Genomic DNA, 22,418 nt, shown 5'->3' on the forward strand with positions numbered 1-22,418 from the left:
GGCGCGGCAGGCGCGGCAGGGACGGAGCCCACCGTTCCCGGCGCACCGATCCAAACCGGGCGGCAGGGTGATGCCAAAGGTGCGGTCGCGCAGACCGGTGCTGCGGCAGCGGCTACGCAGCCGGGCGTCCGGCAGGCGGCGCCGGGGCAGTCGAGTGCGGAGGCGGCGGGAAGCGCCGCGGCGGAAACCGAGGAGATTCGCAGGGGGGATCAAGAGGGGGCGCAGCAGAAGCGCAGTCCCTGGTTCGGTGGCGGGACAGCGGCGCAGGGTGAGGCAAAAGCCACTCCGGCGCAGGGCACTTCAGCGACGCAGGGCGGGGAAGAAGCCGCCCAGGCGCAAAGCACTCCGACGGGGCAAGGTGGCGCACAACCTGCGCTGGCGCAAGGCACTCTGTCGACGCAGGGCGGAGCCGCTGCGACTCCGGCGGCGCCGGGTGGCGGACAAGCTACTCCTACGCAAGGTGCTCCGACGGGGCAGGGCGGAGCCGCTGCGACGCAAGGCACGTCGGCAACGCAGGGCGGGGCAGCGGCCGCCCCGGCGCAAGGTGCTCCGACGGGGCAGGGCGGAGCCACTCCGGCGCAAGGCACTCCGGCAACGCAGGGCGGGGCAGAAGCCGCTCCTGCGCAAGGCGGTCCGGCGGGGCAGGGTGGGGCGCAAGCTGCTTCAGCGCAGGGCGTTCCGGTAGCGGGTGCTCCGCATCAGTCTGCGGCTTCGGATGATGCGCCGACGACGGTGATGCGGGTGCAGCAGCCAGTGCCGCCTGCGGACGCGGGGGCGGAGGACGAGACCGTCAGGATGCAGACGGCGTCGACGGCGAAGGATGGGGGCCAGAATCCGCCTGCGTCCGAGGACGTGACGGTGGCCATGCCGGTGATCAAACCGGATGACGCGAAAACCGTTGCGCTGCCAGTCCAGCGGCCTGACGCGCCGAAGCAGGCGGGCACCGATCGGGTGGCGCCGAGCCCCGGGCGCGTGCCGATCACCAAACCGCCGAGCACTCCGCGTCCGGCAGCCGGGCCGAAACAGCCGGGCCCGCAAGGACCTTCGGCGCCGCCGCAGAGCGGTCCGGCGCCGATCGAAGATGCCCGGCCCGCTCCCCCGCCACAGCGTCCGGGTCCCGCTCCGGTCGAGGACGCGCGTCCCCCGCAGCAGCGTCCGGGTTCGGCCCCGTCGCCCGCGGATATCCAGCCGACGCTGCCCGCGCAATCGCTGGCCGGCCCGCGCCCTCCGCAACCGCGGCCGATCGCGCAACCGCAGCGGATCACGCCCACCGGGCAGGCCCCTGCCACCCCGGAGTCCACCCCGCAGGCGGGCCGCTCGAAGCGCTGGCTGCTGGCGGTGGCGGGTGCCGCCGTGCTGGTGGTGGTGCTGATCGGCGTGGCCGTGGTGTTGATCACGGGTTCGGGCGGCAATTCGCCGGAGGAGAAGGTGCGCGCCGCGATCACCGATTACACGCAGGCACTGAAAAAGGGTGATCTGAACGCACTGCGCGATACCACGTGTGGCCCACTGCACGACTTTTACCAGGGCATTCCCGCCGATCAGTTCGCCGGCGTACATCAGTTGTCGATGGATCGGCGCAATATTCCGGTGATCGACGGCATCGACGCCATCCGGATCACCGACAAGACCGCGATCGCCCAGGCGACCGTCTATACGGAGGCGGATCCGGCCAAGCGCTCGGCCCGCACCTTCGATCTGCAGGACACCGACGGCGGCTGGAAGGTCTGCGATCCGCCGACGAGCCCGCAGTAGCGGCGACCCGGAATCGTCGTCGACTCGGTTCGGCGTCTCGGTTGTTCCTCACAGGGGCCATCGAGACGCCGAGTTCTTTTATAGCGATACCGAATTACCGACAGGATGTGACGCACACCTCGGACCCGCAGCGCAAATGAAGAACCGGCAAACTCGATAGCAATTCCATATCGATCGACGGTAGCGCTGCTCACACACAGCTGGTCACGGGTCCGGTTCATTAGTAGCGTGGCCGCATCATGGTCAGGGAACAAACGCTTTCGCTAGAAACCGATGGCACGCAGCAGACGGCAACACTGTCCGGACAACGGTTCCGGGTACGCGACCACTACGAGGTCGGCCGGGAAAAGATCCGCGAATTCGCGCGGGCGGTGCAGAACCACCACGGCGCACATCAGCAGGAATCCGATGCGCTGCGGCTGGGCCACGAGAATGTCATCGCGCCACCGACTTTCGCCTCGGTGATCGGTTCGGCCGGCACCCGTTCCCTGCTCGAATCGGTGCTCACCGAATACGATCTGTCCCAGATCTTGCAGACCGATCAGGTTTTCCAGGCCTTTCGGCCGATCCAGGCGGGCGACCGGCTGAGCAGCGAGATCCTGATCGAATCCATCCGCCAGTTCGGCGACAACGATTTCGTCGTGGTGCGTTCGGCCCTGCTCAACCAGCACGGCGAACTGGCCTTGATCGGCTCGACCACGATCGTGGCCCGCCGCGGCGTCGACGTGGATCCGAGCGTGGCCGACGTGGTGGACAACATCATGATGCACGGTCAGGTCGTCGAATTCCCCAGCGCGGGAAGCGCATCGGCCGACGGCTCGGCGCTGATCCCGCTCGGCGAGGGCGCGCTGCCCGGCCCCGCGCCCGATCGGGTGCCCGCGCCGGTGCATACGCTGCCCGATTTCGACCGGCTCTCGGTCGGCGATCAGCTCGCGCCGGGGAGCTTCCGGCTGACCCGCGGCGACCTGGCCAACTACGCGGGAGTGTCCGGCGACGCCAACCCCATCCATTTCAGCGATCACGCCGCCGAACTGGTGGGCCTGCCCACGGTCGTCGCGCACGGCATGCTGACGATGGGTCTGGCGAGCGGCTACCTGACCGCCTGGCTCGGCGACCCCACGGCCATCGAGAAATTCAGCGTGCGGTTCGCCGGCTTCGTCCCGGTCGCCCCGAACGCGGCGAGCACGGTCGAGTTCACCGGCCGGATCAAAGCACTCGACCCGCGCACCCGCACCGCGACGATCGTGCTCGGCGGCACCTCGGAGGAGCGAAAGCTGTTCGGGCGCGCGATCGCCGAGGTCCGTTTCAGTTAAGGCCCACGCGGTCTGAAAAATTCACACCCCACAACTGCGCGATTTCGGCGCAGGATGGAGGCGTGAGAAATTCAGTAGTACGCCGCGTGGCTCCCGCGCTCGGCGCCGCGTGTCTGATGGTCGGCGCACTCACGCTGGTGCCGCCGACCGCCGCCGCCGCGACCTCGCCCACCATCGCCAGTGCCGCCCGCCCGGATTCGCTACCCAAGGACGATCCGGAAGACAGCGGCAAGGACAAGAAGAAGCGCCGGATGTACACCAGCTGCGACCAGGTGCGGGCCGAAGGCGCGGGCCCGCTGTACCGCGGGGAACGCGGCTACAACGCCTACCTCGATCAGGACAACGACGGCATCGCCTGCAACGAGTAGCCGGTGCTATTGCGCGGCTTGGAAAGTCAGCATGGTCGCGCCGATCCGGATCTGATCGCCGTCGGCCAGCAGCGCGCCGTTCTCGATCGGATCGTCGTTGACGTAGACGCCGTTGGCCGAATGCAGATCCTTGATCAGCAGCCCGGCCCGGCTCGGCATGATGTGCGCGTGGTACCTGCTGGCCTTCGGGTCGTCGAGGACCAGATCGTTGTCGGTCATCCGGCCGATCCGCAAGCCGCCCTGGGCAATCGAGACCACCCGGCCGTCGGGCAGCCGCAACTGCCCGCTGCGCACCGCGCGCGGCGCCTCGGTGACCGTCTCGGTCATCGCTGCCGCCATCCGCTCGGCCTGGCGCAGTTCGACCGTGCTCAGCGGCTCCTGCCGCAGCACCCGCTGTTCCAGCTCGGTCAGCGCGGGGCCGGGATCGATGCCCAATTCGTCGGCGAGCACGGCCCGCACCCGGCGGCACGCGTCGAGCGCGTCGGCCTGCCGGCCGGACAGGTACAGCGCGGTGATCAGCTGACCCCACAGCGGCTCGCGCAGCGGATGCTCGGTGGTCATCGCGACCAGTTCGCCGATCACCGATGACGCACGCCCGAGGGCGATTTCGGCGTCGATCCGCGCGGAGGCGACCGCCAGGCGCTCCTCCTCCATCGCGGTGGCGAAGCCGTCGGCGAATTGCAGCCCGGTGAGATCGGCCAGCGCGCGGCCGCTCCACTCGCGCTGCGCGGCGCCGAACAGTTGCGCGGCACCGGCGTGATCGCCGAGCGCGGCCGCGCGGCTGCCCGCCTCCCGTGCCGTCTCGAAACGGCCGAGATCGCACGCGGTCTCGGCCACTTCGAGCCGATAGCCCGAGGATTCCGTGCGCAGCACCTGCGCCGGGTCCACACCCGAATTACGCAGCGCTTTACGAATATTCGAGACGAATACCTGCAGGCTCGCCGCGTACGAATCGGGTGGATCCTCGTTCCACACCATGTCGGCCAGCGCGGCCGAAGAGACCGCGCGCCGTCGATTCACAGTGAGCGCGGCGAGCAACGCCCGCGGCTTGGGCCCGCCGACCGCCACCGGCTCACCGCCGACGAGCAACCGGACGGGCCCGAGCACGCGCACATCCAGACACATGAGCTGTCGAGCCCCCGGTGGGTTGATGATCGGGTCAGGCGCTGATCGACCTTCCCGCGGACTTCAGATCATTGCATGCCTCGGTGACACGCGCTGCCATCGAGGTTTCCGCCTTCTTCAGGTAGCTGCGCGGGTCGTACACCTTCTTGTTGCCGACCTCGCCGTCGATCTTCAGCACACCGTCGTAGTTGCTGAACATGTGGCCGGTGACCGGACGGGTGAACGCGTACTGGGTGTCGGTGTCGACGTTCATCTTCACCACGCCGTAGCGCAGCGAATCCTCGATCTCGGACTTCAGCGAGCCGGAGCCGCCGTGGAAGACGAAATCGAACGGCTGCGCGTCCTTGCCGAGCGCGAGCTTGGCCGCGGCGACCCGCTGGCCCTCGGCCAGCACCTCGGGCTTGAGCACCACGTTGCCCGGCTTGTACACGCCGTGCACGTTGCCGAAGGTGGCGGCGAGCAGGTACTTGCCGTTCTCGCCCGCACCGAGCGCGTCGATGGTCTTCTCGAAATCCTCGGGCGAGGTGTAGAGCTTGTCGTTGATCTCGGCCTCGACGCCGTCCTCTTCACCGCCGACGACGCCGATCTCGACCTCGAGGATGATGTTGGCCTGGGCACAGGCCTTGAGCAGTTCCTTGGCGATTTCCAGGTTCTCGTCGATCGGGATCGCGGAGCCGTCCCACATGTGCGACTGGAACAGCGGATGCTGCCCGTTCTTCACCCGTTCCTGGGAGATCGCGATGAGCGGCCGGACGAAGCCGTCCAGCTTGTCCTTCGGGCAGTGGTCGGTGTGCAGCGCGATGGTGATGTCGTACTTCGCGGCAACCACGTGCGCGAACTCGGCCAGCGCGACCGCACCGGTCACCATGTCCTTCACGCCCTGGCCCGAGCCGAATTCCGCACCACCGGTGGAGAACTGGATGATGCCGTCGCTGCCCGCGTCGGCGAAGCCCTTGATGGCCGCGTTGATCGTCTCCGACGACGTGCAGTTGATGGCCGGGAAGGCGAAGGAGTGCGCTTTGGCCCGACCGAGCATCTCGGCGTAGACCTCCGGAGTCGCGATGGGCACAGTAAGACCTCCGTGTTGTTGCGGCAAAGACCTATTTTGTCAGCACTACCCTAGGACAGCGGGGTTTCTCCTGGTATCCAGGGAGGCAGACGAACCTCCCGCGGGCCACCGCCGGCGCGCACCGCCACCGACCCACAGGGTGGCCGCGCCGTGGTCGCCGCGGAACCATCAGGTGACCAGCCGGTAGTTTCGCGCACAGCACGGGCATTCTCAGCCGAACCCGGTACTGTGGTGCCGGTAATTGCGCTGGCGGCTCCCGATGCGAGGGTGAGCGATCAGGCCGGCCGTACCCAGAACAGGAGACCGCGTGATTCTGCTGGCAGCGACAGAATCGGTGACGAGCAACATCGCATTGACCCAGTTGCTCGACCCGATGCACCTGCTCACGGAGACGTGGCTGAAGAACGCGGTGCTTCCCGCCATTCTGGCGATCGTCTTCATCGAGACCGGCCTGCTCTTCCCGATCCTGCCCGGCGATTCGCTGCTGTTCACCGGCGGCCTGCTCGCCGCGCAGTCGAATCCGCCGGTCTCGATCTGGTGGCTGCTGCCGCTGGTGACCCTCGTCGCCTTCGCCGGTGACCAGTCCGGGTATTGGATCGGCCGCGGCATCGGGCCCGCGCTGTTCCACAAGGAGGACACCCGGTTCTTCAAGAAGCACTACGTCACCGAGACGCACGAATTCTTCGAGAAGCACGGGCCCAAGACCATCATCCTGGCCCGGTTCGTGCCGATCGTGCGCACGTTCATGCCGGTGCTGGCCGGTGTGTCCAAGATGGACTACCGCAAGTTCGTCGCCTTCGACATCGTCGGCGCGATCCTGTGGGGCGGCGGCGTGACGGTGTGCGGCTACTTCCTCGGCAACATCGACTTCATCCGCGACCACGTCGAGGCCATCTTCCTGCTCATCGTGTTCGTCTCGATCCTGCCCGGCATCTTCGCGGTGGCGAAGCGGCTGCTCAATCGTGGCGGCGGGGCGCCGGTGGCGGCCCCCGAAGCCGAGCTGACCGTTTCGACGAGCGAGCCGACCCGCTGAGCGCGTGTTCGTGGCGTCCTCGCCCCTAGCAGTGGGCAATTTCGATCCGCTGATGTCAGCGGGCCCGGCGCTCGTCTGGACGGTGGTGCTGACCTTCGTCTTTCTCGAATGCGCGGTGATTCTCGGGCTGTTCCTGCCCGGCGACTCGATGCTGATCACGGCCGGCGTGGTGATGGCCTCGCACGCCTCCGGCGAGACCCAGGTGTGGGCGCTGTCGGTCGGCACCATGCTCGCGGCCATCGCGGGCAATCAGGTCGGTTACGTCATCGGCCAGCGCACCGGGCACCACCTGGTGGCCCGCAAGAACGGGCGCTATATCAACACGAGGAATCTGCAGCGGGTCACCGAACTGCTGCAGCGGCACGGCTTCGTCGCGGTGCTCGTCGCCCGCTGGATTCCGTGGGTGCGCACGCTGTGCCCGACGGTCGCGGGCGCGGCCGGGATGGATCATCGCAAGTTCACCGTCGCGAGCACGATCGGCGCGATCATCTGGGCGCCGGTGCTGCTGCTGATCGGCTACTACGCGGGCAGCTTCCTCGATCGGGTGCCGTGGTTGATGCCGATCGTGATCGGCACGCTGGTGCTCGGCCTGATCGTGGGCACCGTGCTCGGGATTCGGCACTACCGGCAGGAAATGGCCAAGCCCGCCGAGGATTTCGACTTCGAGACGGTGCCGATCCGGGTCGTCGAAGCCGAGAGCTGACCGCACTCGCCCGCCACGAACAGCGGCGGCCGGTCTACAGGCCGGCCGCGCTGACCTGGTAGGCGGCCTCCATCAACATCCAGCCCGAAAGCTGCACGGACAGATCGCGTTCGGGCACCCGGGACGCGGTGACCGAACCCCCCGGGGTGAAGTGACCGGCCCCGGCGGTACCGCCGGGCAGCGTCGCGGGCCGGCTCCAATCGTGGCCGAACAGCGGTTCGCCCTCGACCTGGAGCCGGTTCGCCCACGCGGCCGTCGCGGAGGCCCGCACGATCGCCGCCGCGGCCCGCCGGTCGGCCGCCCGCGCCTCGTCCTCGCCGGGCAGCATGAGCGCGACCAGCGCGAGATAGCGGGCCAGGATGCCGTTGAACAGACCGCCGTCGCCGCCACCGCCGCCGTTGATCACGCCGCGGGTCGTCATGTGCTCCTCGACCGCGCCGAGCAGCCGGTGCACGCGCTCGCTATGCCGCGCCTCGCCGGTGTGCACCGCGAGTTCGGTTTCCACGCCGAGCACCACGCCCTGGCAGTAGGTGAACACCGGACGTTCGATCTCGCCGGCGGGCAGATGGATGCCGTCGAGGATCAGCCCGGATTCCGGATCGCGCAGCGTCTCGTCCAGCCAGTCGGCCATCTCCTGGGCGCGCAGCTGCCGCCCGAGCCGCAGCAGCGCGATCGCGGCCGGGCCGTTGGCGGGCGCGTTGTAGTAGTCCGAGCCGATCCGCCAGGGCAGGCCGCCGCCGACCTCCGGATTCCAGCCCTCGTACAGCGGCTTCTCCAGGGCGAGCAGCCCACTGCGCACCTCGGTGACGCCCGCGATCCGTTCCGCGCGTTCCAGGGCGATGGCCAGCCAGGCCATGTCGTCGTAGTACCGGTTGGTCCAGCCGGTGAGATTGCGGATCCGGTGCGAGCGCGCGATCGCGGCAATCCGCTTGCGGCGCACCGGGGTCGGCGTGCGGTTCGCGGCGTCCACCGCGCAGTCGATCAGATGCGCCTGCCACCAGTAGTGCCAGGACCCGAACGCGCGCTCGCGCTTGGTCGCCGGCCAGCCGACCACGCCCAGTTGCGTGCCGGGTAGCGCCCATAGCGCGCGCAGATGCCGGGAGATGATCGCGGATTCGGCCATATCGGCGCGCTCGGACCAGACCGCGGCGGTCGCGACCGCATCCCGGCTCGCCCGCGCGCGCTCACCCAGCGACCGTGCTGTCGCGTGCTGCGGGTCCTCGGCCTTCCGCGTGGTCATGCGTCAATGGTGCCAGTTTGGAACGCTTTTACGCGCCCGATTTGTTACAAAGACGATGCTCGAATGACACAGCGTGCGAAATCCCCGCCGAATTCTCAGGTCTGGGCTATAGGTCGCGACTCACCACGCGTCGGCGAGATCGGCATGCCGCCGGATCCACGCGTGCATGGCGATACCCGCGGCCACGCCCGCGTTGATGCTGCGCGTCGACCCGAACTGGGCGATCGAAACGGTCATGGCCGCGGCCGCTTTCGCGTCGGCCGTCACGCCGGGGCCCTCCTGCCCGAACAGCAGCAGGCAGTCCCGGGGCAGTTCGGCCGTCTCCAGCGGGATCGAACCGGGGACGTTGTCCACGGCCACCACGGTCAGCCCGGTGCGGGCCGCGTAGGCCAGCAGCTCGGCCACCGACTCGTGGTGCTCGATGTGCTGGTAGCGGTCGGTGACCATGGCGCCGCGCCGATTCCAGCGTTTGCGCCCGACGATATGCACGGCCGCGGCCGCGAAGGCGTTGGCCGTGCGCACCACCGTGCCGATGTTCGCGTCGTGCCCGAAGTTCTCGATCGCCACGTGGAACGGATGCCGGCGCCGGTCGATATCGGCGATGATCGCCTCGCGTGACCAGTAGCGGTAGGCGTCGACCACGTTGCGGCGGTCGCCCGCCGCCAGCAGCTCGGCGTCGAGCCGGGGATCCTGCGGCGGCGGCTCGGCGTGCTCGTCGGACCACGGCCCGACACCGTGTGGGTGCTCGCCCCATTCGGTGGGCCCGGGTGGGTCCTGCTCGGCCGCGTCCGGCACTGCGTGATTCACTCCGCCGATGCTAATTCCGGGGCCGAACCGCGAAACGCCCGGCTCAGTAGCTGGTGCTCGACCCCGCCCAGACGCCGAGCAGGCCCAGCACCACGAACAGCACGACGAACAGGATGCCGAGAATGATCAGCACCGAGGAGATGATGCCGCAGACATAACCGACCATGACGTTGGATCGGCCGCCCATCGCACCGCCGGAGGCATCGATCTCGTTGAGCGCCCGCTTGCCCATCACCCAGGCCACCGGGCCGAGGATCTGGCAGAAGACCAGACCGAGAATGCCGAGGATCAGGATCGTGGTGGCCTGCGGATGATCCGGCGGCGGTCCGTAGGCCCCGTAGGCTGGATAGCCGTATGGCGGCTGCTGCGGCGGGTAGCTCATCAGCAGGATGGTAGTGGGTGTAGCTGGCTACACCACACATCCGGCGGACAGCTCCATCGAATCGCGACGCCGCGCCGACAACCATGGAGCCATGACCGAGACACACGCCGAACCCACGCTGGTGCTCGACCCGATGACCGGTAAAACCCGGTCGACGGCCGAGCAGGCGCTTCGTGCCGTCCTGCGCGCGCCGTTCCAGGCGCGATTCTGGAAAGAACTCGTCTACGTCTTCACCGCGTTCGTGCTCGGCTGCATCGCCGTGGCCTATCTGTACGCGGGGTGGGGCGGCGGGTTGCTGATCTCCTTCACGATCATCGGCCTGCCCATTCTCGCGCTGGTCCTGCTCGGCGGGCGTTTCTGGGGCCGGATCTACCGGGCGCTGGTCAAGGACCTGCTCGGCACGCCGCTGCCGCCGCCGACGACGTTCGCGCCGACGCCGGGCCTGGTCGGCTTCCTCAAGAGCGCGTTCACCGATCTGGCCAGTTGGCGGGCCACGCTGTTCCTCATCGCGCAGGCGGTACTCGGCGTCGTGGTCGGCTATCTCGCGCTCATCGTGGTCGCGATGACGGTGTTCGTCGCGGTCTCGCCGATCCTGTGGGTGCTCTTCGATCCGATCAACGTCGATGCCGATGGCGTGGAACATCATTCGTTCGCCCAGTTCGGCGATTTCTACATCGACACCTGGCCGCGCGTGCTCGGCTTCGCCGCCCTCGGTGTCCTCGGCTGCTTCGCGCTGCCCTGGCTGCTGCGCGCGCTCTGCTGGCTGCACCGGCTGCTGGCCATGGCCTTGTTGAGCGCGACCGCCCGCGATCGGCGGATCACCGAACTGCAGCAGGGCAGGCAGGCCGCGGTCGACGATTCCACCGCCACCCTGCGCCGGCTCGAGCGCGACCTGCACGACGGCACCCAGGCCCGGCTGGTCACCATCGCCATGGCGCTCGGCCGGGCCGAGGACCGGCTCGAGGCCGGCGGCGATCCGCGTGATCTGATCGCCGACGCGCACGCCTCGTCCAAAGAGGCGCTGACCGAGCTGCGCGAGCTGGTGCGCGGAATCCATCCGCCCGCACTGGAACTCGGCCTCGGACCGGCGCTGGAAACGCTGACCGCGCGCTGCTCGGTGCCGACCGAACTGCGGGTACACCTGCCCGAGCGGCCCAACCCGGCGGTCGAGGCGATCGCCTACTTCTCCGTCGCGGAGCTGCTCACCAACGTGGTCCGGCACGCCGCGGCGACCCACGCCTGGGTGTCGGTGCTGCCGAGCGACGCGCACACCATCGCGATCACCGTGCGGGACAACGGCATCGGCGGCGTCCTGCAACCGGCCGAAGGCCAACTCGCCGCGGGCAGTGGGCTTTCCGGGCTGGCCGCGCGGGCGCGCACCGTCGACGGGTCGCTGACCGTGCAGAGCCCCACCGGCGGCCCGACCGTGATCACGATCCTGCTCCCGAAGGAAGGCTCACGATGACCGAGTCACTGCGCATCGTGATCGCCGAGGACAGCGCGATCCTGCGCGACGGACTCGCCGGACTGCTGACCGAACGCGGCCACCAGGTGGTCGCGATGGTCGGCGACGCGACGACGTTGAGCGATGTGGTCGGTACGCACAATCCCGACGTCGCCGTGGTGGACGTGCGGATGCCGCCCAGCTTCACCGACGAGGGCCTGCTCGCCGCGATCGAGCTGCGGCGCAAATATCCGATGACCGGGGTGCTCGTCTTCTCCCAGTGGGTCGAAACCCGCTACGCCACCGAGCTGCTGGCCGGCGGCGCGAGCGGCGTCGGCTATCTGCTCAAGGACCGGGTCGCCGATGTCCGCGATTTCGTCGACGCCCTGCACCGCGTCGCCACCGGCGGCACCGCACTCGACCCAGAGGTGGTGAGCCAACTGATGGGCGCCTCCAAACAGCAGGACTCGCTGACCCGCCTGACGCCGCGCGAACGCGAGGTGCTCGAACTGATGGCGCAGGGCCTGTCCAACAACGCCATCGCGACCAGCCTCACCGTCACCGAACGTGCGGTGGAAAAGCACATCGGCAACATCTTCACCAAACTCGATCTGCCGCCCTCGGACACCCACCACCGCCGCGTGCTCGCGGTACTGCGCCTCAAGGGCTGACCCCCTACCGTCACCGCCCTATCGACCCCGATCCGCGCATGTCAGCGCCACTGCGGGCCTATCCTGGAAGCCGGACAGTCGGGGTGGAGGCTGGTATGGACCACGGGCGGATCCTGCGCACGGTGCTCGGAGTCACCGCCGGCTACCTCGTGCTGCTCGGCCTGTGGCTCGGGTGGCTGGTCCACCACACGCCGCCGGGCACGCTGCCGTACCAGATCGTCGCGCTGGTCGGGCTTTTCGGCACCTGCCTCGGCATCGGGATGATGCTGGCGGCCCGGCCGTCCAAGGCGGATCGGCGACTCTGGCGGCACGGACTGGAGGGCTGGGCGACCGTGCACGGCGTGCATCCGTTGCGGCCCACCGATCATCACAGCGAACTCACCGAACTGGACCTGGAACTCACCGTGCCCGGATCCGAAACCTACCGGGGCACCATAGTTTTCGACGTCACCCCGGCGGACAAGCCGAAACTCGCGGTCGGCGAGACCATTTCGATCCGGGTCGACCCGGCCAACCGGGATCGGATCATCGTCGTGCTGTGAGCCGGTGGTTCAGGCGTGCGCGTCCGGATCGGCGAGCAGGAACTGGGCGGCGGCATAGGTGGTGAGGATGACGCCCTCGGTGACCCGGCGACTGCACTCGCCGCGCGCGAACAGCTTGCGCGCCACGATGAGTCCGTCGGAGACGGTGAACAGCAGCGCGCCGAGCGCCAGCCTGCTGCGCGGATCGGCATTGGGGATGTTCACGCCCGCAATGTTTTTCGCGTCGCGCGCCAGGGCCGGATCGGAGGCGAGCACGCCCGCGGTGCCCAGCGTCGCGCCGTAGGCGGTGAGCGGCAGCGCCACGGCGGGCGCCTTGGCCCGCAACAACGCGGCCGCGCCGAGCCAGGCCGCCAACCGTGGCCCGGCGATGGCGGCCCGCGGCCGGGCGCCCTTACGCAACCACAGCGCGGTGTATCCGGCCTGCATCACCGCGAACGAGGACGCCCCGGCGATCAGGCGCCGGTCGTCGTCCGGGTCGATGAGCAGGATGTCGCCCAGTGTCGCGGCGCCGAGCGCACCGAGCAGGACGGTGCGATCGGTCTTGTCGAGCGCCGCGTCGCTGGTGGCGACGTCTGCCGCCAGCAGCGGCATCAGCAGCGGCTTCGCGAGCCACTGTGCCCGCTCGCGGCCGGTCACCGCGCCGTAGACGGTGACCGCGGCCGCGGCCAGGAACCCGGCCCGGAACTTTCGCATCGGCTCAGAAGCTCGGCTCGACCGGCTTCGGCGGCAGGGTGACGACCTGCCCCGCGTAGCTCAATCCGGCGCCGAACCCGAGCAGCAGCGCCAGCTGACCGCCCTTCGCTTTGCCGGTGACCAGCATCTCCTCCATGGCCAGCGGGATGGACGCGGCCGAGGTGTTGCCGGTGTTCTCGATGTCGTTGGCCATCGGGATATCGTCGGCCAAGCCCAGGTTCTTCTTCATCAACTCGTTGATCCGCGCGTTGGCCTGGTGCGGGATGAACACCTCGATGTCCTCCTTGGCCACCCCGGACACCTCCAGCGCGGTGGACAGCGCGCGCGGCAAAGTGACGGCGGCCCAACGGAATACGCGCGGGCCCTCCATCCGCAGCGACATCCGGCCGATCGGCTCGACCGCCGGATCGGTGCCCTGCATCGCCTGCGCCTTCTCCATGTAGTCGAGGAAGTTCACGTCCTGGGCGATCGCGGCGGCGTTCTCGCCGTCGCTGCCCCACACGGTCGGCGAGATGCCGTTCTCCTCGCTCGGCCCGATCACCACCGCGCCCGCGCCGTCACCGAAGATCATCGCGGTGCCGCGGTCGGTGGGGTCGAGCCCGACCGTCATGGTCTCGGCGCCGATCAGCAGCACGTAGTCGGCCGAGCCGGCCCGGATCAGGTCGGCCGCGACGCCGAGTCCGTAGCCGAAACCGCCGCAGCCGGAGGTCAGGTCGAAGGCCGGGATGCCGTTGATCCCCAGGTCGTGCGCGATGGACGGGGCGCCGTGCGGGGTGAGCATGAGCCAGCTCGACGTCGCGAGAATCAGCGCGCCGATCTTCGAGCGGTCGATTCCGCTGTTCACCAGCGCGCGTTCGCCCGCCGCGGCCGCGATCGACCGCAGCGTCTCGTCACCGCTGATCCAGCGGCGGTTGCGAATGCCGGTGCGGTCGTAGATCCACTCAGGATTGGAGTCCAGCACCTCGCACACGTCGGCGTTGCTGACGATGCGCTCCGGCCGATAGGCGCCGATACCGAGCATCGCAACGTTGTCGCGATTCTTGTTGATTGCAATGCTCACCACTGACGATGACCCTTCACCCTTGCAGAACTAGACCGCTGTCCAGGCTAGCTCAGCGCCAGATCCTTCAAACCGAGGATGGAGCGGTACTCCAGGCCCTCGGCGGCGATCACCTGATCAGCCCCGGTTTCCCGGTCCACCACGGTCGCGACGCCGACCACCGTCGCGCCCGCGTCGCGCAGCGCGCGCACGGCCGTGAGCGGGGAGTTTCCGGTGGTCGTGGTGTCCTCGACGACCAGCACCCGCTTGCCGACGATGTCGGGGCCCTCGATCTGGCGCTGCATGCCGTGCGCCTTGGCGGCCTTGCGCACCACGAACGCGTCGATCGGCCGGCCCGGCGCGTGCATGACCGCGAACGCGACCGGGTCGGCGCCCATGGTCAGGCCACCGACGGCGTCGAAGTCCCAGTCGGCGACCAGTTCGCGTAGCAGCTTGCCGATCAGCGGTCCCGCATCGTGGTGCAGCGTCGCCCGGCGCAGGTCGACGTAATAGTCGGCCTCCTTGCCCGACGACAGGGTGACCCTGCCGTGCACCACGGCCAGCTCGCGCACCAGCGCGGCCAATCTATCTCGGTCGGAACCGGCGGGGGTGCCCAGCGCCGACTCGTTGGTGGTTGCCTCGTCGATCATTCCTAAGTCCTTCCGCGTGCGTTGAACAAGCCGCGATTCAGTCGGGCCGCCAGGTTTCGCGGGATCATTCCGGCGACGGTGGTGAGCGCTTTGTACTGCATGCCGGGCACACTCAGTACCCGGCCTTTCTCCAGATCACGCAGGGAACCGGCAACCACCTGGTCGACGCTGAGCCACCAGGCTTTCGGCAGCGACGACTTATCGATGCCGGCTCGCTCGTGGAATTCGGTGCGCACGAATCCCGGGCACAGGGCCTGGACCCGGACACCCGTTCCGGCCAGTCCACCTGCCAACCCTTCCGTGAAGGATACGACGTAGGCCTTGGCCGCCGAATACGTCGATCCACGTCCGGGGATCACCCCGGCCACACTGGCCAGATTGATCACCGAGCCGTTCGCCGCCGCGATCATCGCGGGCAACGCGGCCCGGGTGAATTGCACCACCGCGGTGATGTTGACGTCCACCTCGGCCTGCACTTGTGCGGGCGGGAGCGCCCAAAAAGGCTCGGCATGCGCGAATGCGGCGTTGTTGACCAGGAATTCGACGCCGGCCCGCAATCTGGCCGCCACCCGCTCGCGGGCCGCCGGACTGGTCAGATCGGTGACGAGCACCTCGCACCGGGTGCCGAACCGGTGCTGCAGCGCGTTGGCGAGGGTCACCAGGCGCTGTTCGTCCCGGGCGACGAGCACCAGGTCGTAGCCGAGCGAGGCCAGGCGCATCGCGTAGCCGTGCCCGATACCCGAGGTGGGTCCGGTGATCAACGCCACGGGCCTGCTCGCGCCGGGCAGGCGCGGCGGCACGGGGTGTTCGGTCATCGGCGCTCGGTCGGTCGGACGGCGGTCACCCTGCCGACACGGCCGGTCACTGCGGCACAGGTCCCTGATACGGACGGAACCCGGGGTGGAACGGCCCACCCGGCGGTTCGGCCGCACGATCGTCCTCGCGCGGAGCCTGGCGGCGGTCGGGCTGCTCGTCGGCCCAGTCGTCGTCCGCGCGCTCGTCGCGCGGTGCGGGCGACCAGGTATCGCGCGGTGCGGGCGACCAGTCGTCGGCCGCCTCGGGCTCCTCACGCACGCGCGGCTCTTCCCGGACCCGCGGCTCTTCGCGGACCCGGGCGCGCGCGTCGGGCACGACGGCGAGTGAGGGGCGGCGCGGCGGTTCCGGCTCGTTCGGCGTGGACAGCGGGGCGCGCTCGTCGAAGTCCCCGTCGTAGTCCTGCTCGACGAAAGGCGGCTCGTCGTAGTCCTCGTCCTTGCGCAGCCGCGGCGGCTGCACGCGGCCGGCGCCCACCGGCCCGTCGAGTTCGTCCTCGTCGAGTTCCTCGTCGCGGGCCCGGCCGCGCGGCCGCGGCCGGCCGGGGTCGTGATCACCGCTGTCGAAGCGCGGTTCGCTGACCGGCGGCAGCACGTGCAGCAGCCCGGACAGGCGCAGCACCGCGTCGATCGAGGTCTCCCATTCGCGCGAGGAGGTGCCCACCGACAGCATGCCCAGCGTCCAGTTGCCTTCGCTCCACAGCATCTGCACGGTGTCGGGCAGCGTCTCGATGAACGCGACCATCCGCTGATCGACTGCGTGCCTGGCGATTTCCGGGTTGGTCGCGAAGACCACCCGGTCGCCGATCGCGCCGAGCAGTTCGAGGTCGGCGTCCTTGGGCGGCGAGGCCGTCTTGAGCCGCATGTCCACGTCGATGTCCGAACCGATCTGGCGCCGCACCGCGATCAGCGTCGCGGCGTCCTCCAGATCGAAGAGCACGAACTTCTCGCCCTTGCGAATACCGGACACCACGTCCACCGCGGACAGGTAACCCAGTTTCGCCAGCGCACCGCGCCGCCAGGTCGAAGGGAGCGCCGGCTCCACCGACACATACGTGTAGCCCTGGGATTTCGCCCAGACCTGCCGCGCGTGACCGGTCCGCTGCCGCTGGATCCGATCGAAATACAGCAGCACGATCGCACCCACGAGTGCGATCGCCGCCAAGCCGAACCACATTGCCGTCATCGCCGTCCAGCCTAATGGAAGCGGCCGGAGGCGGTCTGTTCTCGGCCGCGCGCCGAGCGTGTGAAAGCGAGCCGGTTCATCTCGGGCCTCCGGGAAGCGACGTGCTGATGATGACCTTGGCGTGGATCGTCCCGTCGGCGCCCTTGTCGCCCTGGATCAGGACGATATCGCCTTTGGGCAGGTCGGCGACCTTGGTGCCGGACACCGAGATCACCTGGGTGTTGGCATCGGTGCGCACGGTGACCGTGGCGTTGGTCAGCGTGCTGACGGTGAGGGTGCCGCCGTCGTTGGCGGTGATGGTGCCCATGGTGGTGCCGAGCGCATCGATGCCGGGCAGCCCGGGCAGGCTCGGCAGCACAGTCGGGTTGGGCTGACCGGTACGCGGCGTGACCGGCGTCCGGTTGGCGGTCGGCAGGGCCGAGGTGTTCGCGGCCGTGGACGAATCGGAGTCCTTGCCGCTCAGCACCACACCCGCGACCACACCGGCGACACCGACCAGCAGCACGACCGCGAGACCCAGCGCGATCCACAAACCGGTGTTGCGCTTCGGCGGCTCCGGCGGCATGCCGAGACCGGGCGGGACCGGACCGCCCGGTGGCGCGTCCACCGGCGCGGCGGCCCACTGGTTTCCGTAGGTGCTCTCGTAGCCACCCCACTGGTTGTCGGCGGGCGGGAATTCGCGGGTCGCGTTCGGTGGGGGCGGTGACCACGGCTCGAACTGCTCGGTCGCCGGATACGCCGAGGGCGCGCCGGACCCGTACGCCTCGGAATACTCCGTGGTGTGCAGCGGCTGCTCGAACCCGGACTTGCCCGCCAGGTGCTCGGTCGGCGCATCCTCCGGCCGCTGTCCCCACGGATCGTTCGGGTTGGTCATGGACTCCAGGTTAGGCGTTGGCGGGCCCGCGCCGGGGTCATGCGCGACAGGAATTCGGACTGCGTCCGCATAACAGCGTCACGGCGCCCTCGGTCCGACCGGACCGAGGGCGCCGTCGTGCCTTACTTGCCGACGATGAGCCCGTCACCGTCCGGCGTGACGGTCACCTTCACGGTGTCGCCGTCGGCGACCTCACCCGAGAGCAGCTCCTTGGCGAGCGTGTCGCCGATCGCCTGCTGCACCAGCCTGCGCAGCGGCCGCGCGCCGTAGACCGGGTCGTAGCCGCGCACGGCCAGCCAGAACCGGGCCGAATCGCTCACGTCCAGCTTCAGCCTGCGCTGCGCGAGCCGCTTCTGCAGCTGATCGAGCTGGATGTCGACGATGTGCTCCAGCTGCTCCTCGTCTAGCGCGTGGAACATCACCACGTCGTCGAGGCGGTTGAGGAACTCCGGCTTGAACGCCGAGCGCACCGCGTTCATCACGAACTCGCGTTCGCCGCCCGCACCGAGGTTCGAGGTCAGGATCAGGATGGTGTTGCGGAAGTCCACCGTGCGGCCCTGGCCGTCGGTGAGCCGTCCCTCGTCGAGCACGGCGAGCAGGATGTCGAACACATCCGGGTGCGCCTTCTCGATCTCGTCGAACAGCACCACCGTGTACGGCCTGCGCCGCACCGCCTCGGTGAGCTGCCCGCCCTGGTCGTAACCGACGTAGCCGGGCGGAGCACCGACCAGCCGAGCCACCGCGTGCTTCTCGCTGTACTCGCTCATGTCGATCCGGACCATGGCGCGTTCGTCGTCGAACAGGAAGTCCGCCAACGCTTTCGCCAGCTCCGTCTTGCCGACGCCGGTCGGTCCGACGAACATGAACGAGCCGGTCGGCCGGTTCGGGTCCGCGACCCCGGCGCGCGCCCGGCGCACCGCGTCCGACACCGCCTGCACCGCCTCGGTCTGGCCGACCACGCGCTTGCCCAGCTCCTGCTCCATCCGCAGCAGCTTCTGCGTCTCGCCTTCGAGCAGCCGGCCCACCGGGATACCGGTCCAGGCGGCGACCACCTCGGCGATATCGTCCGGGCCCACTTCCTCTTTCAACATCACGTCGCCGTCGCCCGCGGTCTTCGACGTGCGTTCGGCTTCGGCCAGTTGCGATTCCAGCTCCGGAATGTCCTTGTAGCGCAGCTTGGACACCTTCTCCAGGTCGCCCTCGCGGTCGGCGCGCTCCTCCTCGCCGCGCAGCACCTCCAGTTCCTTCTTCAGCACCTGGACCTGATCGATCGCCTTCTTCTCGTTCTGCCAGCGGGTGGTCAGCTGGTTGAGTTCCTCACGGGCGTCGGCCAATTCGGAACGCAGCTTCTCCAGGCGCTGCTTGGAGGCCTCGTCGGTCTCCTTGGTCAGCGCGAGTTCCTCGATCTCGAGCCGGCGCACCGCGCGCTCGATCTGATCGATTTCCACTGGGCGGGAATCGATTTCCATCTTCAGCCGGGACGCGGACTCGTCGACCAGGTCGATCGCCTTGTCCGGCAGGAAGCGCGAGGTGATGTAGCGGTCGCTGAGGCTGGCCGCGGCGACCAGCGCGGAGTCGGTGATCCGCACGCCGTGGTGGTTCTCGTAACGCTCCTTGAGCCCGCGCAGGATGCCGATGGTGTCCTCCACCGACGGCTCCCCGACCAGCACCTGCTGGAAGCGGCGCTCCAGGGCCGCGTCCTTCTCGATGTGCTTGCGGTACTCCTCCAGCGTGGTCGCGCCGACCAGGCGTAGTTCACCGCGGGCCAGCATCGGCTTGATCATGTTGCCCGCGTCCATCGCGGACTCGCCGGTCGCACCGGCGCCGACGATGGTGTGCAGCTCGTCGATGAACGTGATGATCTGTCCCGCACTGTTCTTGATGTCCTCGAGCACGGCCTTGAGCCGTTCCTCGAACTCGCCGCGATACTTCGCACCGGCGACCATCGCGCCGAGATCCAGCGAGACGACGGACTTGCCGCGCAACGACTCCGGCACGTCGCCGGCGACGATGCGCTGCGCGAGACCCTCGACGATGGCGGTCTTGCCGACGCCCGGCTCACCGATGAGCACCGGGTTGTTCTTGGTGCGACGGCTCAAAACCTGTACCACGCGGCGGATTTCGGCGTCTCGCCCGATCACCGGGTCGAGCTTGCCCTCCTGCGCGGCCGCGGTGAGGTCGGTGGAGTACTTCTCCAGCGCCTGGTAGCTGCCTTCGGGTTCCGGGCTGGTCACCCGCGCGCTGCCGCGCACGGTGGTGAACGCTTCGCGCAGGGCGTCGGCGTTCGCGCCGTACTTCACCAGCAGCATCGTCACGTCGGAATCGCCCTTGGCCAGCCCGACCATGACGTGTTCGGTGGAGACGTACTCGTCGCCCAGCTCGGTGGCCAGGTGCTGGGCGGCGGTGATCGCGGCCAGCGCCTCGCGGCCGAGTTGCGGTGTGGTGGTGGCGCCGCTCGCCTTGGGCAGCCGTTCCACGATGTCCTGGGCCTCGCGCCGGACCGACGCCGGGTCGACGCCGACGGCCTTCAGCAGCGGGGCGGCGATGCCGTCGGTCTGATCCAGCAACGCCACCAGCAAATGGGCCGGACGAATCTCCGGGTTGCCCGCAGCGGAGGCCGCCTGCAGTGCGGCGGTCAGGGCCGCCTGGGTTTTGGTGGTGGGATTGAACGAGTCCACAAGTCACCTTCCTGCTAGTCGATGTGGCGGCTCCGGAGCCTGATCCGCACGAAACCCTTCGCACGGCTCCGTGCCGTTCCTAACGTCCAACGTCGGAAAGGTTGAGTCTGTTCCGCTCAAGTTCAGTTGTTTTCCCGTGCGGTGAAACGGTACGCCGGGACGCGGGCGAACAGGACGAATCCCGCCGCTCGCGCCGGGTCGATGCCGAATGGTCAGCTCAGGTTCAACCGGTCGAGCGGGACGCCCGCCCACTCCGCGACCAAGGCGGCGATGTGCCAGTCTTCGACCTGTCCGACGGACACTGCCGGGGGTGCTCCGGCGGATTCCGCTCGTTCGACTACGCGCTGCTCCAGGTGCGGAATCGTGCTGTAGCGCAGCTTGGACGCCAGGCCGAAATCGCCGGTGCGTTCGGCGCGCTCGTATTCGGCCCGCGCGTCGGCCAATTGCTGCGCGAGGTCACGATCGACCATGCGGTCCTTCTCCAGCCATCCCGCGGTGCTCCGCGTCAGGTCGTCCTGCAGGTCCATGATCTGATCGACGGCCCGCTGCCGGTCCCGCCATTCGTTCAGCAGTTGGGCAAGCCGGGCGCGAGCGGTCGCGAGCTCCGACCGCAGCCGGCTCGAACGCTCGGCGACCTGCTCCGCCGGCTCCTGCTTCAGCGCCGCCTGTTCGGTTTCGAGGCGGCGGATCGCGTCCTGGAGCTCGTCGACGTCGACCGGCCGATCGAGTGTCGCCATGCGCAGCTGCGCGGCAGCCGCGTCGATCAGGTGAATCGCCGTGTCCGGCAACGGCCCGGGCAGATGGCGGTCGGCGAGCAGCACGGCGGCCTGGACCGCGTGGTCGGTGATCCGCACTTGATGGTGCGCCTCGTAGCGCGGCCGGACGCCGCGCAGCATGGCGACGGCATCGGCGTGGTCCGGCGCCCGCACCTCGATCCGCTGGAAGACCCGGGTCAGCGCGCTGTCGCGCGCGACGAGCCGGGCATACGTCTCGGGTGTGGCCGTACCGACGAGGCGCAGCGCCGGGCGCGCGAGTACCGGCGCGAGCACGATGGTGGTGGTCGTCGCGAGGGCGTCGGCCACGGGCGCGAGTGTGGCCAGTTCATCGATCACGACGACAGCGCGCGCGGCCCGGTCCTCGATGCCGTCCAGCACCGCGGTGAGCCGCTGCTCGAACTCCCCGAAGCCGCCGGCCCCGGCCATCATCGCGGCCAGATCGAGCAGGACAACGACGTTGTCGCGCAACAGGTCCGGTGCCTCACCGGCCACGATTCGCTGCGCGAGGCCCGCGATGATCGACGTCTTGCCGACACCGTCGGCGCCGACGAGCACCGCGGCATTTCTGCTGCGCAGGCTCGAAACCAGAGCCAGCCGGCGGATTTCGGCGGATCGCCCGACGACGGGGTCGAGCTCGCCGCTGCGGGCCGACTCGGTGAGGTCGGTGGTGTACTTGCGCAGCGCCCAGCGGCTGTTCGCCGGATCGGCGTCGGCGATCACACCGCCGGGGTCCGCGGGCAGCACGCCGTGCAGCGTCTCGGCGGTGACACCGTGTGCCGCGAGCAGGCCCGCCTCCGCCGTGTCGCCTGCCACCAGGCCGAGCACGAGGTGCTCGGTCGAAACGTGCACCGCCCCGGATTCGGTCGCGGCCCGTCGCGCCGCACTGCACACCGCGAGCGCGTCACGACCGAGCTGCGGGACGACACTCGCATCGGCGGTGGTCGGCAGCTGGTCCGCGAGATCTTGCGCGCCGCGGCGCACGACGCCCGGGTCGGCGCCGACGGCCTGCAGGAGCGCCGCGACCGTGCCGTCGACTTGATCGAGCATCGAGATCAACAGGTGCGCGGGTGCGATCTCCGGATTGCCCGCGGCGAACGCCGACTGCAACGCGGTGGTCAGGGAAGCCTCGGTCTTGCTGGTCGGATTGAACGTGTCCACCGCTCCACTACTAGCCGACGGCGGGGCAGGCCCGAACCGGAACGCCGCGACACCCGTCAATGCGATGAATCACAGTGCCCACGGGGTATGGATGCATACG

21 protein-coding genes are annotated in these 22,418 nt (G+C 69.1%); 8 read left to right on the forward strand and 13 right to left on the reverse strand.

Going from position 1 to position 22,418, the window contains the following annotated elements; translation table 11 throughout:
• Positions 1-741: 741 nt before the first annotated feature.
• The 3 genes from NVU01S_RS09070 (at position 742) to NVU01S_RS09080 (ending at position 3,436) form a co-directional block, all read left to right on the forward strand.
• On the forward strand, positions 742-1,755 hold the full coding sequence (locus NVU01S_RS09070; protein WP_244467243.1) for an Rv0361 family membrane protein: 1,014 nt from the start codon (positions 742-744) through the stop codon (positions 1,753-1,755).
• Between the two features lie 239 nt (positions 1,756-1,994).
• Positions 1,995-3,068, forward strand: a complete 1,074-nt coding sequence (locus NVU01S_RS09075) for a fused (3R)-hydroxyacyl-ACP dehydratase subunits HadA/HadB (protein WP_043670549.1) — start codon at positions 1,995-1,997, stop codon at positions 3,066-3,068.
• A gap of 62 nt (positions 3,069-3,130) precedes the next feature.
• Positions 3,131-3,436, forward strand: a complete 306-nt coding sequence (locus NVU01S_RS09080) for an excalibur calcium-binding domain-containing protein (RefSeq protein WP_244467242.1) — start codon at positions 3,131-3,133, stop codon at positions 3,434-3,436.
• A gap of 6 nt (positions 3,437-3,442) precedes the next feature.
• Here NVU01S_RS09080 and NVU01S_RS09085 read toward each other — a convergent pair whose 3' ends face one another.
• Positions 3,443-4,561 carry a BTAD domain-containing putative transcriptional regulator gene (locus NVU01S_RS09085; RefSeq protein ID WP_043670546.1) on the reverse strand — a complete coding sequence of 373 codons (1,119 nt, stop codon included), beginning with the start codon at positions 4,559-4,561 and terminating at the stop codon, positions 3,443-3,445.
• 34 nt (positions 4,562-4,595) lie between these two features.
• Entirely contained in the window at positions 4,596-5,630 is a 1,035-nt protein-coding gene (fbaA, locus tag NVU01S_RS09090; protein WP_042258509.1) for a class II fructose-bisphosphate aldolase, read from the reverse strand.
• 373 nt (positions 5,631-6,003) lie between these two features.
• On the opposite strand from fbaA, the gene NVU01S_RS09095 reads away from it, so the two are divergent.
• Both NVU01S_RS09095 and NVU01S_RS09100 read left to right on the forward strand, forming a co-directional pair.
• On the forward strand, positions 6,004-6,663 hold the full coding sequence (locus NVU01S_RS09095) for a DedA family protein (RefSeq protein ID WP_244467247.1): 660 nt from the start codon (positions 6,004-6,006) through the stop codon (positions 6,661-6,663).
• A 52-nt stretch (positions 6,664-6,715) separates the two neighbouring features.
• Positions 6,716-7,366, forward strand: coding sequence for a DedA family protein (locus NVU01S_RS09100; protein ID WP_052280610.1), 651 nt, complete (start codon positions 6,716-6,718; stop codon positions 7,364-7,366).
• A gap of 34 nt (positions 7,367-7,400) precedes the next feature.
• On the opposite strand, the gene NVU01S_RS09105 is transcribed toward NVU01S_RS09100, so the two are convergent.
• The 3 genes from NVU01S_RS09105 to NVU01S_RS09115 all read right to left on the reverse strand — a co-directional run bounded on the left by NVU01S_RS09105 (position 7,401) and on the right by NVU01S_RS09115 (position 9,795).
• Entirely contained in the window at positions 7,401-8,489 is a 1,089-nt protein-coding gene (locus NVU01S_RS09105; protein WP_043670749.1) for a glycoside hydrolase family 76 protein, read from the reverse strand.
• Between the two features lie 237 nt (positions 8,490-8,726).
• A complete protein-coding gene (locus tag NVU01S_RS09110) occupies positions 8,727-9,413 on the reverse strand; it encodes a TrmH family RNA methyltransferase (RefSeq protein WP_043670536.1) in 687 nt (228 codons plus the stop codon).
• Between the two features lie 43 nt (positions 9,414-9,456).
• Complete coding sequence (locus tag NVU01S_RS09115) at positions 9,457-9,795, reverse strand: DUF4190 domain-containing protein (RefSeq protein WP_014988829.1); 339 nt, start codon at positions 9,793-9,795, stop codon at positions 9,457-9,459.
• A gap of 91 nt (positions 9,796-9,886) precedes the next feature.
• Between NVU01S_RS09115 and NVU01S_RS09120 the strand changes: the two genes are divergently transcribed.
• The 3 genes from NVU01S_RS09120 (at position 9,887) to NVU01S_RS09130 (ending at position 12,452) form a co-directional block, all read left to right on the forward strand.
• Complete coding sequence (locus NVU01S_RS09120; protein WP_043670533.1) at positions 9,887-11,260, forward strand: sensor histidine kinase; 1,374 nt, start codon at positions 9,887-9,889, stop codon at positions 11,258-11,260.
• Complete coding sequence (locus NVU01S_RS09125; RefSeq protein WP_014988831.1) at positions 11,257-11,910, forward strand: LuxR C-terminal-related transcriptional regulator; 654 nt, start codon at positions 11,257-11,259, stop codon at positions 11,908-11,910. The genes NVU01S_RS09120 and NVU01S_RS09125 overlap by 4 nt, the downstream gene beginning before the upstream one ends.
• Positions 11,911-12,005: 95 nt before the next feature.
• A complete protein-coding gene (locus NVU01S_RS09130; protein WP_014988832.1) occupies positions 12,006-12,452 on the forward strand; it encodes a DUF3592 domain-containing protein in 447 nt (148 codons plus the stop codon).
• A gap of 9 nt (positions 12,453-12,461) precedes the next feature.
• Here NVU01S_RS09130 and NVU01S_RS09135 read toward each other — a convergent pair whose 3' ends face one another.
• The 8 genes from NVU01S_RS09135 to NVU01S_RS09170 form a co-directional block, all read right to left on the reverse strand.
• Entirely contained in the window at positions 12,462-13,145 is a 684-nt protein-coding gene (locus tag NVU01S_RS09135) for a lysoplasmalogenase family protein (RefSeq protein WP_043670529.1), read from the reverse strand.
• Positions 13,146-13,149: 4 nt separating this feature from the next.
• Positions 13,150-14,208 carry a beta-ketoacyl-ACP synthase 3 gene (locus tag NVU01S_RS09140; protein ID WP_014988834.1) on the reverse strand — a complete coding sequence of 353 codons (1,059 nt, stop codon included), beginning with the start codon at positions 14,206-14,208 and terminating at the stop codon, positions 13,150-13,152.
• A 44-nt stretch (positions 14,209-14,252) separates the two neighbouring features.
• Entirely contained in the window at positions 14,253-14,834 is a 582-nt protein-coding gene (pyrE, locus tag NVU01S_RS09145) for an orotate phosphoribosyltransferase (RefSeq protein WP_052280601.1), read from the reverse strand.
• A 2-nt stretch (positions 14,835-14,836) separates the two neighbouring features.
• Positions 14,837-15,649, reverse strand: coding sequence for an SDR family NAD(P)-dependent oxidoreductase (locus NVU01S_RS09150; RefSeq protein ID WP_043670526.1), 813 nt, complete (start codon positions 15,647-15,649; stop codon positions 14,837-14,839).
• A 46-nt stretch (positions 15,650-15,695) separates the two neighbouring features.
• Entirely contained in the window at positions 15,696-16,832 is a 1,137-nt protein-coding gene (locus NVU01S_RS09155; RefSeq protein ID WP_244467241.1) for a TtfA family protein, read from the reverse strand.
• 76 nt (positions 16,833-16,908) lie between these two features.
• Complete coding sequence (locus NVU01S_RS09160) at positions 16,909-17,706, reverse strand: DUF5666 domain-containing protein (RefSeq protein WP_043670520.1); 798 nt, start codon at positions 17,704-17,706, stop codon at positions 16,909-16,911.
• Between the two features lie 122 nt (positions 17,707-17,828).
• Entirely contained in the window at positions 17,829-20,384 is a 2,556-nt protein-coding gene (gene clpB / locus NVU01S_RS09165; protein ID WP_043670519.1) for an ATP-dependent chaperone ClpB, read from the reverse strand.
• A gap of 212 nt (positions 20,385-20,596) precedes the next feature.
• Positions 20,597-22,318, reverse strand: a complete 1,722-nt coding sequence (locus NVU01S_RS09170; protein ID WP_052280600.1) for a Clp protease N-terminal domain-containing protein — start codon at positions 22,316-22,318, stop codon at positions 20,597-20,599.
• Between the last annotated feature and the right edge of the window lie 100 nt (positions 22,319-22,418).

This window comes from Nocardia vulneris, from assembly GCF_001613425.1.
Lineage (GTDB): Bacteria > Actinomycetota > Actinomycetes > Mycobacteriales > Mycobacteriaceae > Nocardia > Nocardia vulneris.